This window comes from Hirschia sp. (assembly GCF_058892565.1).
The window spans coordinates 76,413-87,704 of the sequence record NZ_JBZXVU010000005.1; the positions used below are offsets into that span (position 1 = coordinate 76,413).

Below are 11,292 nucleotides of genomic sequence, written 5' to 3' on the forward strand. Positions count from 1 at the left end.
TGGCCAACGTATCAAAACGCTGCGCCATATCGGCTTGTGCAGAATCAGCTTTCAGCTCACCTGCCGCGACTTTTTCTTTATAATTTTGATAAAGCTCAACCATTCAAATGGCCTTAGTATCAACTCATGTGAAGGTCGAGTGCTCAGCCAGCAATTCTCAAACAAAAGGGCCAAACACTTTGCGCTTGACCCTGTTTTTTTGAAAATTGCGAATTTAGCGATCACTTATGCGACTGCGCCCTTGGCACCAGTTCCGCCCATAACTTCAAGTAGGAAGTCGTAGAATTTATCTGGATAGCGACTAAACTCATTCATTGCCAAATCTTCTTTAGCAATCGCTTTAGGAGCACAATTGCACCCCACTTTGCACAGAAAATCGACCATCGACTGACGTTTATCGCTCGCAGACACAACAGCAAGGCGAAAATCACCCATGCTGGCAACACGCGTTACAGTCGTATCTTCGTCCATGGAATCCGGTAATCGCAAATCGAGCATGACTAGGTCAAAACGCTCGAGTCTCAATTTTTTTTCCGCTTCCAATAGTGATCCTGCCAAAACCAGATCGACTGGCAAACGCTGTCTCGTCGCCGCAACACCTGCAGCCAACAACATTTCCGACGCTTTTGGATGATCCTCGACCCACAGAACTTTCACTAAATGACTCCTTGCCCCTCATAAGTGGCTTTTATGCATTTTTGTAACAATACAGTAAATAGCTTCACTGCCGAAAAACAAAGAAAAATACAACATGCTTATTTATATACATTGAAAAACAACATCTGCTACAAATTGACGCTAAAAACACAATTCAAATACAATATAGTGATATAGCAAGAACTATCATTACATAATATTTACCTACAAAGTGCTGTGCCTTCTGTATTGCCATCTGAGGGAGTATCAATGTTTGACTATAATCAATCTATTTGCATTGATATTGTACTTTGAAATGTAAATTTCTAATACTCAAATATATGTTTTATGATTTTATTATATAATGAAACCCCTCACCTTTAAACATTCTCCGTAATAAGTTTAAAGAAGGCGATAGGCTTTAATTTCTTCTTTTCTTCAAAAGATAAACCTGATCAAATTTGATAAAGTTAATAATAAAGCCTCCACACCGTAATAAAGTGCGAAGGCTTTAAAATAAAATCGGATATTTGCTCAGATTAACCTGACTTCACTCTTGATGCTTCGCTATTTCCCGAAAGCCCATACCAATCCAACTCTCTCGTCTTCCACATAGTGAAAGCAATAGCGGCAAAGCTAGCGATTGAGCCCACAAGCAGCGCATAATCCTGCATCCGCATAAGCACATATATCAGTGCGTAAAGCGAGGTGAAAACAATAAAGGCATTCATTCGCGCCTCACGTCCACCAAAGACTGCACCAGCATATAGCGATAATGCCGCAACTGTCGCCGAAGCAGCAACAATAAAGCCTGCTGTAAATCCAGTATGCTCCGATACGCCCAAGAGCAGCAGATAGAACACAACTTGAGCCAAACCAACAAGCACATATTGGGCTGGATGCGCACGCATGGAACTTGTGGTTTCAAATAGAAAATATGCCAAAAATACCAGCCCAATAAACATGGGTGCATATTTTAATGCACGCATGACTGATTGATATGGCGACGTCTCATCCAATAATCGCAAACCCATATTAGATTGTACTAAGTCATATAATTGCAAATTCTCGCCAGATGCTTCTACACCCCTAGCAAGATACGGCACTTTCCAGTTTGCTGTAAAACCTTCATCCGTGACCGAACGCTCGACCGGAAGAAAACCACCAACAAAGCTTGGCGATGTCCAATCTCCAGTTAATTCAATACTCGTATTCTGGGCAAAAGCCGCAAACCCAATGCGCTGCGCGCCCGTTAATCGCATACTGGCCGTCAGATCAAAAACGGAGTTCTCATCCAATGAGATCCCCCGAACCGAACCGACCGTATCTGACAAAGAACTCGATAATGCACCATTACCCGGCCCAAGACTGATCTTTTCTTCGCCGATCTGAACGAGCACATCATCCTTGATGCCGCGTAAATCCGACATTCCCATATGAATGCGCGCATCATCCCAATGCAAAGTTGCACCACGCGGCTTGTTCAGCATGGCTTGTTCCAAATCAAAGCTCGCCTTAAAATCAATATTCACATCAAACACTGGCACACGGTGCAAGCTACGCTTCAGCATTTCGGTTTTCAAATCCGCCCTTGCAGACCCGCTTGTGCCAAACACAACAAACTCGCCTGTTTTCTTGCGCTGCGTGTCGATCATAACACCGCTATTATTGGGCACTCTTTCAGTGACGATCTGCTCATACGGAATAGATAAAACCGGCCCAAGCACAATCTGCTCCCCACCTCGCGCCAAACTCACCTCTTGCACCGCTTGCTGTGCGTTTGTGGTGCGCTCTTTCACAACGCCCCAGACAAACATTGTCGGAATAGCCATTAGCAATGCCAACGCACATACTAATAGTAATTTCAAACCAAATGATCTGTTGGGCATATACGCCCCCACATTCAACCGATTAAAATTTGGCCCGTTCTCGTCTTGGGATGATCCCACTCCACCATCTTCCATTTCTTCACTCTCCAAACATGGATGTATTTAATACACCCCCAAATCAGTTTATGACTTTTTGTTCAGGCTAGAATGTGATCCATAAAAGGCGAAATAAGATCACTATGAGGTTTTAAAGGGACACGATATGAAACTTCAGGATTATAACGCATTCTGTAAGTCTATCCCAAACACGACCCATGTGGTGCAATGGGGTGATGCCCATGTTTGGAAAATTGGTGGCAAAGTTTTCGCCGTCGGCGGATGGGCCAAAGACATTCAGAATGACGATCCCGATCATATTTGCATCTCAATCAAAGTCACTGAGATGGCATGGGAAATAATCAGAGACGTTCCCGGATGCCGCCCCGCGCCATATCTTGCCTCTCGCGGTATGAAATGGGTTCAACGCACAGGCAATGAAACCATTTCCGATGAAGAGATGAAAACCTACATAAAACAAAGCCACGACATCGTCGCGGCAGGACTAACCAAAAAACTACAACGAGAATTGGGATTATTAAAAGACTAGCCCCAATCCTACCCCATGAATATTTCAGGCCAACTAAGCTTGCAGCTCTTCAAGTAGCTCATCCATAAGATTAAAGCCCATACCCCAACCGCCGCCCATGCGATCTTTCATGCTGGCAAACATAGCTATTTCAGCATCAGATGCATTGTGCGGCTGCCATGTAAATCTAAGCTTTGTCACACCGCCCACCTCTTCAAATTCCGCGATAGTAAGCAGTGTCGCCGGCCAATCTGGCATCATGGGGGAAGCGATGATATTCCAGTCCTCATCCGTGGTTGAGAGAAGCATGCTCAACAAATCTTCTGGCATCACCTCTTCAAAAACAGCCTTGCTAAACATAGAGCCCTTTTCCATACGCATTTCATTGAGCCATTCCCCGCCTTTTTCTAGCTCAAATTTGTGAATCACCGTCTCAACATTAGGGCCATACCAGCGCGCAAGCAGTTCTGGCTGCGTCCAACATTTCCAGACCAAACTTTTCGCCGCTTTAAACTCGCGATCAATAATCAGTTTTGGCAATTCACTCATTGGGCTTCTCCCCCTCTTCCATTTTTAATTCATTCAAAAGGGTGTCGAGCTGATCAAAGCTGTTCTCCCAAAATTCCTTGTATTGCTCCAGCCAATTCACAGCTGCCTGCATGGGCTCCGCTTTAAGATGAGACAAACGTTTTTGTTTATCCACTCGGCGCTCAATCAGACCTGCTTTTTCTAACACTTTCAAATGCTTAGATATTGCAGGCTGACTCATTGCAAAGGGTTGCGCCAAATCACCCACGGCTGCATCTCCGCTGGCTAGCTTTGATATAATCGCGCGCCGTGTCGGGTCCGCCAGTGCAGCAAACACAGCATCAAGATTAGGCTGATCTTTTATATAACTAATTTGTTCCATAACTCATTAGTTATACACCGAACCATAAGAGTCAACACCGATTGAAAACTTAGATTGACCCAAAAGCAAAAGCCTCTAGTTTCGGCGCAAATTAGATCCAGAAACCGAAAGCGGTGACCATGTTTAACTACCCAGATGATTTTGATGGCGAAATGCTCGGTCATATCCGTGATGACGGCTCCGATATGGATCAGCCCATGGTGATTGATTTTGCTATCGATGCACATCCTGAAAATATCGCCGAAAAAGTCGCCGCAGCCTGCAAAGCCCAGCTTGCAACAAAGGGTTATCAAGTAGAAATCATCGAGCCAGACCCGGAAGATCCAGAAGATGACCGCTGGAGTGTGTACTGCTCAATCCACATGATCCCCGTCTATGAAGAAATTGTACAAATCCAGCAGGAATTACATGCCATCGCTGAGCCTTTGGGTGGTGCAGCTGATGGCTGGGGCACATACGGTAATGCGCCAGAAAACAGTTAAATCATGTCAATCCCGAAACTAGATTTACACCCGAATGAAAACATAATCTGGGATGCCCCAATCGACTCCCAGATTATGAATGCGATCAATAATAAAGGTCGCCTCATTTATGGTGGACTGGCCGCCGCCATGCTTATACTCGCGCTTTATCTATTGCTATTGTTCGCCAATGGTTTTTGGGGTGCAAATGAGAATGCTGGCAGCGCCCGCCTCATCGCCACAATCATAACCGGCCCCGCTATTCTCGTGGCGCTCGTCGCCCTTTGGGCATTTGTTGAGCGTTTCAAACTCATTGGCGCGCATTCCATGCCGGCGCATTATTTCATCACAGACCAACGCGCTATCTCCATGCGAGACAATGCCGAAATATTTGATGAAATCAATATGGCAGACATCTCCCACACCAGCATTGATGGCCAAGGCGAAACGCAAATCCTAATGCTCGCGCGTTCCGCCGACGATGCCGACGAAAACGACCAAACCAATGCAGAAACACAAGAGCGCAAATCGCCTTTTCTCTTTGTCCACCTTGAAGATCTTGAAGCTGTCAAAAAGTTGGTTGATCAATACATCCCAAACGATCAATGAGCGCGAAATATCTACGTGTCATGTGGCATGATACATTGCCCGACGAACCTATGGAGCTGTATTACGAAATACAGCCCACCAAATGCGTTACCCGCATGATTGAGATTTTCGAGGACGGCATCCCCTATGCCGATAGCCTCGAAATCGCATTGCGCCGCTATCCTCCACCCGCCAACAAATCCTGCTTGTGCGATGGAATATTTCCTAGCTCAGACGCATATGATATTCTGTTCCAAACCTCTGATTTCAGCTATAATGAGATCAGCAAAAGTCAGTTTGATAAGCTATTTATACGGGCAAACATCAAAAACTAATTTGGAATTTCAAGGCTTAGAAAATATTAAAATCATGTCTGCACTCTAGCTTCATAATCAGCTCGCGCTTTTTCAATTGCCTCTCGATTGCGTTCTGCCCAGATCCACACACCGCAAAACGCCCGCCCCAACCCTTCGCCCATCTCTGTCAGCCTATATTCCACTTTGGGCGGCACTTGCGGATAGACTTTTCGCTGGATCAGCCCATCTCGCTCCATAAAGCGTAATGTTTGGGTCAGCATTTTTTGACTAATCCCCTCAACCTGTCGCCCCAATTGGGAAAACCGCAACACTTCATGCTCATGCAATTCCTCAAGGATAAGCATGGTCCATTTATCAGCCACACGCCCAATAATTTCCACCACGAGCGCTTCCAAAGCCGGATCAACATCGCTAGGCGGTGTTTCGCTTAAATAGCGCTCAGCTTCCTGAAAATCATCGTCTGTGAATGTGTCATTGAAGGTTGAGATGCCCATAATAGCCAATACTCTCTTTTAGGTAAGTATAATTCTTTTTGGTGCCTACTTTCCAAAAGTTAGAGATTTCCCACATGCTTGGCAAGTCCTTGGCCACAGAAGCAATACTTAGAAAAGCAAGACAAGGACAATTTGACAGCACAGGAAAATTCAAAAATGAAGCTCTCAGGAAACACAATACTGATCACAGGCGGCAGCTCTGGCATTGGACGCCAATTCGCACGCCAGTTTCACGCACTCGGAAATTTTGTCATCATCACAGGACGCCGCATGGACGCGCTTCAAGAAACCATCGGCGAACGCGATAATATGCAGGCCTATCAACTAGATATGACGGATGCAGATGCCATCGCTGAGTTTGCCAAGCAGATTACAACCACTCACCCAGGCCTCAACATCTTGATGAATAATGCAGGCATTATGCGGCCTGAAAACTTAAAGGCCGAAAATATTGATACAGCCAACGCTCAGCTCACAATCGCTACAAACCTACTCGCCCCCATTCAGCTGGGTTATGCATTGCTTCCACATCTTCGCACCACGCAAAATGCTGCAATCCTCAATGTGACATCCGGCCTTGCGTTCACGCCGCTTTTTGCAACGCCAACATACAACGCAACCAAGGCCGCCCTGCACTCATGGACGCTATCCCTGCGCGGACAATTTGAGAAAGAAATAGACATCATCGAAATCATTCCGCCCGGTGTTCAATCAGACATTATGGAAGGTCATGCAGATGATCCAGCTATGATGAAAATGGATGATTTTATCACAGAAACAATGCGTAATTTCCACGAAACGCCAACACCATTGGAAAACTGCGTTGAGCGGGTTTTATTCTTAAGAAATGCCGAAAAAGAAAACCGTCTGGAGCAAACAATGAATACACTGAATGCATTGCACCGATAGACTAGATCAACACACAAAAAAGGGAGCAAGATCAAACCTGCTCCCTTTTATTCAAACGATCATTATTTCCTACTGATATGCATCTGAATTATCCGGCCCATCGGCAATGTCTTTTGCGACCACACTTGCTTGGTCAGCAGCTTCTGCCGCAACCACTTTAAGATCGTCAGCCGCATTGCCGGTCCAGCGATCAACGCGCGCGCCTGCATCTTCAAACGATCCTGTTGTTAATCGCAAGAAAAACATTGTGACTGTAAATGCGATCAAAACGCCATACACGATACTATTTAATAAGCGGCTCATATCCCTATTTCCTTCCAACAGCTTTAAATTATGAAACACCCCGACAACGGGTCACTCTCATACGAAAGCTCGCGTTTCATAATCGGCCCTGCATAGTTAACGCCGCAAATTGCATTAAGTTCCATGCATACCTTTATGCGCTACTGCTGGGGAGGCCGCAAAGATCGTTGCGTGTTAAACAACAACCGAAATAGGCTTATCTATTCATCGCCATGTACAACGAGATTTTCATTCAAGAACGCTAGGATTTTAGGCCAATTGTCTAACTGAGCAGCATGATTGCTCGCAACTGTCCCTCCAAATGTAACAGGCGTTTGATCACTTGAATCCACACTTTCATCTGGCAAACCGGAAACAAAATGTCCTGCCTCAGCGTATTTCAAAATATCCACCTCAGGGCCGTCATTCTTAATGGCGCGCGATTTCAATTGCTCGGCCATAGGACAGGATGGCCACAACATGTCAGCACCTCCACACACCAACAGCGTCGCCGCCTTGGAACGCTCTATCTCGATAAACGCATCAGGGTGTTGCTCACGCGCTTTCAGTCCGTTCTCATACAGAGAAAACAGCCCTAATTCATTGTCCCATACGCCATATGGCATAGAAGCTACAGCTTCCCCATTCAAAGACCATGACGCTTCGGGTACACGGCCATCTCGCGACCAATTTATCCCTTGCCAAGACACACTGGACGGCACCACCGCCACGACGGCATCTATCTCAGAATGACGACTTGCAACAATTAAAGCAGCTTCAGCGCCTTTTGACGTGCCCATTATGCCAAATTGTTTGGTGCTCACTTCGTCGCGTGCAGACAGCCAATCAATCGCATTATCAAACAATTCCAAAGGGATCATCTCAAGATTTTCAGGCTGCCCTTCAGCAAGATAAAAAGACATTTGCATCACATTAAATCCAGCATCTTGGAAAAACAGCGCATCTCTTCGTCCAGCTTCGCTCAATCCGCCTTCAGAGCCACCAATAAGCAAAATCGTGGCACCATTCGCCTTCGGGCCAGCGGGAAAATAATCAGCATATAAATCAGGACTGCGCAGCTCAACATTTGATAAATTTTGCAACGGTGCTTCGACCAAATCACCTTCAGTCATAGACGGAGAAGCACATCCTACAATCATCAAACAAGCCGCACCAATACTCATCGACCAAATAGATTTACGCATGATTTTCAAAACACTTTCACAACAAAATTAGCGAATCTAGCCACCATATTCGGACAAAAGAAAAAGACAATTGACCCATAGGATAAATCAGCTATCTTCAGCCATTCCGAGGGGCGCGTATGGTTAAGCGCTGAGATGGGGACAATACCTCCCTAGCACCCTTTGAACCTGATCTGGAAAGCGGGCAATAACGCCCTCAACCAGCGTAGGAACGGAGCGAAACGGGTGAACATATCCATTCCACCACCGCCACCCAAGCCAGATACACTGGCTGTGCTTGAAAGATGTCCGCCTACCATTCGCAATCAAATAGACACGCTTCGTAATTTGATTTTTGAAATCGCGGTTTCATTGCCTTGTGTTGGCAAGCTCACCGAAACCCTTAAATGGGGCCAATTATCTTATCTCACCAATGAAACCAAAAGCGGAACCACAATTCGTCTTGGCTGGGACACCAAAACCTTTAATTCGGTCAGTCTTTTTGTGCATTGCCAGACAACTCTCGTTGCAGAATGGCAAACGCTTTTTGGCGACGAACTCACCTTTATAAACAACCGAGAAATTCGCCTGCCAGCTCAGGCACCTCTTCCTGTGAAACCATTAGAACAGTGTATTTCTATGGCGCTCACATATCATTCTAGGAAATCAAAATGAACAAACCAACTTCCCAACACGAGTTTGAAACACCTAAAGTGACGACTGGCCCGCTGCCAAGCTCTCGCAAGGTTTACACTCACCCTGTCGCAGACCCAAGCCTATCTGTGCCCCGCCGTGAGATTGACCTCCACCCAAGCGCGAATGAGCCGCCCGTGCCCGTCTATGACACATCCGGCCCTTACTCAGACCCATCCGTCATTATTGACGTTGAAAAAGGTCTGCCGCGCATCCGTGATGGCTGGGTACAAGCGCGCTCAAACGTTGAAGAATATGAAGGCCGCCCAATCAAAATTGAAGATAATGGCGGCGCGACAGGTAAACACCTTGCCCGCGAATTTCCAACCAAGCACAAGCCCCTGCGCGGTGTAGGCGATGGCCCGATCACACAATATGAATTTGCAAAAGCTGGCATCATCACCAAAGAGATGATCTACATCGCCGAACGCGAAAACATGGGCCGCAAGGAAGCCGTAGCCAATGCAGCCGAAACAGTGGCACAAGGTGAAAGCTTTGGCGCGGAAATCCCAGAATTTATCACACCTGAATTTGTCCGCGATGAAGTGGCTCGTGGCCGCGCGGTTATCCCCTCAAACATCAACCACCCAGAGCTAGAGCCGCAAATCATTGGCCGCAACTTCCTCGTGAAGATCAACGCCAATATTGGTAACTCCGCCGTCACCTCTTCGGTGGAAGAAGAAGTTGAAAAAATGGTCTGGGCCACGCGTTGGGGTGCTGACAATGTGATGGACCTTTCAACAGGTCGCAACATTCACAACACCCGCGAATGGATTTTGCGCAACTCCCCTGTGCCAATCGGAACAGTGCCAATCTACCAAGCGCTAGAAAAAGTAAACGGCATCGCCGAAGACCTGACATGGGAAGTCTACCGCGACACATTGATCGAGCAATGTGAGCAAGGTGTCGACTATTTCACCATCCACGCTGGTGTGCGTCTGGCTTACATTCACCTCACCGTAAACCGCGTATGTGGTATCGTGTCCCGTGGTGGTTCCATCATGGCCAAATGGATGCTGACCCACCACAAGGAAAGCTTCCTCTACACCCACTTTGAAGAAATCTGTGACATCATGCGCAAGTATGACGTGACATTCTCACTAGGTGATGGCTTGCGTCCGGGTGCTGTGGCAGATGCCAATGACCGTGCCCAATTTGCTGAGCTTGAAACACTTGGCGAGCTGACAAAAATCGCTTGGGATAAAGGCTGTCAGGTAATGATTGAAGGCCCAGGTCACGTGCCAATGCACAAGATCAAGGTCAACATGACCAAGCAGCTTAAAGAATGCGGCGAAGCGCCCTTCTACACGCTTGGCCCCCTCACAACAGATATCGCACCCGGTTATGATCACATCACATCCGGCATCGGTGCCGCTATGATTGGCTGGTATGGAACAGCCATGCTCTGTTATGTGACACCAAAAGAACACCTTGGCTTGCCAAACCGTGATGATGTTAAAGTGGGTGTGATCACATACCGCTTGGCCGCCCACGCAGCCGATCTTGCCAAAGGCCACCCCGCTGCGCAAATCCGCGATGATGCCGTCTCCCGCGCCCGTTTTGACTTCCGCTGGGAAGATCAATTCAACCTCGCGCTAGACCCTGAAACAGCCCGTGATTTCCACGACCAGACATTGCCAAAAGACGCGCACAAAGTGGCGCACTTCTGCTCCATGTGTGGCCCGAAATTCTGTTCAATGAAAATCACGCAAGACGTGCGCGATTACGCCGACACACTCTCCGACAACGAGAAAAAAGCCCTGCAACTCGAAGCCGAACAAGGCATGAGCGAAATGAGCAAAAAATTCATCGAAAAAGGCGGCGAAATCTACCTCAGCGAAACAGGCGAAAAACGCGAACCGATTGATTGAGGCAAACAAAATGACTGAGAATGTTGACACAACACAGGGCAATAGAACTGAAGAGATTCAGCCCTACCATCATTTTAGGTCAATCCCTACCTCCCAGCTCAATCAGGTGCTGGGAGTCGTCAGGAATGTCGAAGGGCGCGCGATTGAAACCATGAAAGTTTCAGCGCTCCTCATCGCCGCTCTTGGCGCGCTATTGCCTTTTTTCAAAACTTACGACACTGCATTTTGGATTTTCGTCAGCGCAGGCATTCCATTTTTTGTCATTGGTTTATCTATATTTTGGGGGCTGCAATGTATGACACACAAGTCAGTATCCCACCTGATATTACCGCCTGTTGATGCCCCTTTATACAAAACAGATAGAGAATGGGCGGAAGAATTTTCCACGACCCTCAACAAAGCTGAACGTAATGTCGAGCGCTGTCGCAAAACACAACTCTCCGGTATAATTACACTTGGGCTTTGGCTTTTAAGCTCATGCGGGCTTATTGTG

The 11,292-nt window shown here is 46.8% G+C and carries 15 protein-coding genes and 1 riboswitch; of the genes, 8 read left to right on the forward strand and 7 right to left on the reverse strand.

The window, feature by feature from the left end:
• Positions 1-225: 225 nt before the first annotated feature.
• Positions 226-657 (reverse strand): DNA-binding transcriptional response regulator, encoded by a 432-nt coding sequence (locus tag AC5EF3_RS02190; protein WP_015828087.1) that lies wholly within the window; start codon positions 655-657, stop codon positions 226-228.
• 518 nt (positions 658-1,175) lie between these two features.
• Complete coding sequence (gene creD, locus AC5EF3_RS02195) at positions 1,176-2,600, reverse strand: cell envelope integrity protein CreD (RefSeq protein ID WP_493546855.1); 1,425 nt, start codon at positions 2,598-2,600, stop codon at positions 1,176-1,178.
• Between the two features lie 127 nt (positions 2,601-2,727).
• Here creD and AC5EF3_RS02200 point away from each other — a divergent pair, with 127 nt between their 5' ends.
• A complete protein-coding gene (locus AC5EF3_RS02200) occupies positions 2,728-3,111 on the forward strand; it encodes an MmcQ/YjbR family DNA-binding protein (RefSeq protein ID WP_493546856.1) in 384 nt (127 codons plus the stop codon).
• Between the two features lie 33 nt (positions 3,112-3,144).
• Here the strand turns inward: AC5EF3_RS02200 and AC5EF3_RS02205 are convergent, their stop codons facing one another.
• Together AC5EF3_RS02205 and AC5EF3_RS02210 are read right to left on the reverse strand one after the other, a co-directional pair.
• Positions 3,145-3,639 (reverse strand): SRPBCC family protein, encoded by a 495-nt coding sequence (locus tag AC5EF3_RS02205; RefSeq protein ID WP_493546857.1) that lies wholly within the window; start codon positions 3,637-3,639, stop codon positions 3,145-3,147.
• Positions 3,632-4,000, reverse strand: a complete 369-nt coding sequence (locus AC5EF3_RS02210) for an ArsR/SmtB family transcription factor (protein ID WP_493546858.1) — start codon at positions 3,998-4,000, stop codon at positions 3,632-3,634. The genes AC5EF3_RS02205 and AC5EF3_RS02210 overlap by 8 nt, the downstream gene beginning before the upstream one ends.
• Positions 4,001-4,119: 119 nt before the next feature.
• Here AC5EF3_RS02210 and AC5EF3_RS02215 point away from each other — a divergent pair, with 119 nt between their 5' ends.
• The 3 genes from AC5EF3_RS02215 to AC5EF3_RS02225 are packed head-to-tail and all read left to right on the forward strand — an operon-like array spanning position 4,120 to position 5,384.
• Positions 4,120-4,482 (forward strand): ribonuclease E inhibitor RraB, encoded by a 363-nt coding sequence (locus tag AC5EF3_RS02215; protein ID WP_493546859.1) that lies wholly within the window; start codon positions 4,120-4,122, stop codon positions 4,480-4,482.
• 3 nt (positions 4,483-4,485) lie between these two features.
• Positions 4,486-5,070, forward strand: a complete 585-nt coding sequence (locus AC5EF3_RS02220) for a hypothetical protein (protein ID WP_493546860.1) — start codon at positions 4,486-4,488, stop codon at positions 5,068-5,070.
• Entirely contained in the window at positions 5,067-5,384 is a 318-nt protein-coding gene (locus tag AC5EF3_RS02225; RefSeq protein ID WP_493546861.1) for a DUF6881 domain-containing protein, read from the forward strand. Before AC5EF3_RS02220 ends, AC5EF3_RS02225 begins: the two co-directional genes overlap by 4 nt.
• Before the next feature lie 32 nt (positions 5,385-5,416).
• On the opposite strand, the gene AC5EF3_RS02230 is transcribed toward AC5EF3_RS02225, so the two are convergent.
• Positions 5,417-5,860 carry a winged helix-turn-helix transcriptional regulator gene (locus AC5EF3_RS02230; protein WP_493546862.1) on the reverse strand — a complete coding sequence of 148 codons (444 nt, stop codon included), beginning with the start codon at positions 5,858-5,860 and terminating at the stop codon, positions 5,417-5,419.
• Positions 5,861-6,016: 156 nt separating this feature from the next.
• Here AC5EF3_RS02230 and AC5EF3_RS02235 point away from each other — a divergent pair, with 156 nt between their 5' ends.
• On the forward strand, positions 6,017-6,769 hold the full coding sequence (locus AC5EF3_RS02235) for an SDR family oxidoreductase (RefSeq protein WP_493546863.1): 753 nt from the start codon (positions 6,017-6,019) through the stop codon (positions 6,767-6,769).
• A 69-nt stretch (positions 6,770-6,838) separates the two neighbouring features.
• Here the strand turns inward: AC5EF3_RS02235 and AC5EF3_RS02240 are convergent, their stop codons facing one another.
• Both AC5EF3_RS02240 and AC5EF3_RS02245 read right to left on the reverse strand, forming a co-directional pair.
• Positions 6,839-7,072, reverse strand: a complete 234-nt coding sequence (locus AC5EF3_RS02240) for a hypothetical protein (RefSeq protein ID WP_015828097.1) — start codon at positions 7,070-7,072, stop codon at positions 6,839-6,841.
• A gap of 200 nt (positions 7,073-7,272) precedes the next feature.
• The gene (locus AC5EF3_RS02245; RefSeq protein WP_493546864.1) at positions 7,273-8,256 is read right to left on the reverse strand and encodes an acyl-CoA thioester hydrolase/BAAT C-terminal domain-containing protein; all 984 of its coding nucleotides are present in this window, start codon (positions 8,254-8,256) and stop codon (positions 7,273-7,275) included.
• Positions 8,257-8,355: 99 nt separating this feature from the next.
• Positions 8,356-8,485: riboswitch (TPP riboswitch) on the forward strand.
• Between AC5EF3_RS02245 and AC5EF3_RS02250 the strand changes: the two genes are divergently transcribed.
• The 3 genes from AC5EF3_RS02250 to AC5EF3_RS02260 all read left to right on the forward strand — a co-directional run.
• Positions 8,482-8,910: a DUF1801 domain-containing protein gene (locus tag AC5EF3_RS02250; RefSeq protein ID WP_493546865.1), complete on the forward strand. Its 429-nt coding sequence runs from the start codon at positions 8,482-8,484 to the stop codon at positions 8,908-8,910. It overlaps the preceding riboswitch by 4 nt.
• Positions 8,907-10,799, forward strand: a complete 1,893-nt coding sequence (gene thiC, locus AC5EF3_RS02255; protein ID WP_493546866.1) for a phosphomethylpyrimidine synthase ThiC — start codon at positions 8,907-8,909, stop codon at positions 10,797-10,799. The genes AC5EF3_RS02250 and thiC overlap by 4 nt, the downstream gene beginning before the upstream one ends.
• Before the next feature lie 10 nt (positions 10,800-10,809).
• The coding region (locus AC5EF3_RS02260) for a hypothetical protein (RefSeq protein WP_493546867.1) at positions 10,810-11,292 on the forward strand (483 nt) is incomplete at its 3' end.

Bases quoted from the DNA above. Each gene is read 5' to 3' on its own strand.
- creD (WP_493546855.1), bottom strand. From the start codon at position 2,600: ATGGAAGATGGTGGAGTGGGATCATCCCAAGACGAGAACGGGCCAAAT.
- AC5EF3_RS02200 (WP_493546856.1), top strand. From the start codon at position 2,728: ATGAAACTTCAGGATTATAACGCATTCTGTAAGTCTATCCCAAACACG.
- AC5EF3_RS02205 (WP_493546857.1), bottom strand. From the start codon at position 3,639: ATGAGTGAATTGCCAAAACTGATTATTGATCGCGAGTTTAAAGCGGCG.
- AC5EF3_RS02210 (WP_493546858.1), bottom strand. From the start codon at position 4,000: ATGGAACAAATTAGTTATATAAAAGATCAGCCTAATCTTGATGCTGTG.
- AC5EF3_RS02215 (WP_493546859.1), top strand. From the start codon at position 4,120: ATGTTTAACTACCCAGATGATTTTGATGGCGAAATGCTCGGTCATATC.
- AC5EF3_RS02220 (WP_493546860.1), top strand. From the start codon at position 4,486: ATGTCAATCCCGAAACTAGATTTACACCCGAATGAAAACATAATCTGG.
- AC5EF3_RS02225 (WP_493546861.1), top strand. From the start codon at position 5,067: ATGAGCGCGAAATATCTACGTGTCATGTGGCATGATACATTGCCCGAC.
- AC5EF3_RS02230 (WP_493546862.1), bottom strand. From the start codon at position 5,860: ATGGGCATCTCAACCTTCAATGACACATTCACAGACGATGATTTTCAG.
- AC5EF3_RS02235 (WP_493546863.1), top strand. From the start codon at position 6,017: ATGAAGCTCTCAGGAAACACAATACTGATCACAGGCGGCAGCTCTGGC.
- AC5EF3_RS02240 (WP_015828097.1), bottom strand. From the start codon at position 7,072: ATGAGCCGCTTATTAAATAGTATCGTGTATGGCGTTTTGATCGCATTT.
- AC5EF3_RS02245 (WP_493546864.1), bottom strand. From the start codon at position 8,256: ATGCGTAAATCTATTTGGTCGATGAGTATTGGTGCGGCTTGTTTGATG.
- thiC (WP_493546866.1), top strand. From the start codon at position 8,907: ATGAACAAACCAACTTCCCAACACGAGTTTGAAACACCTAAAGTGACG.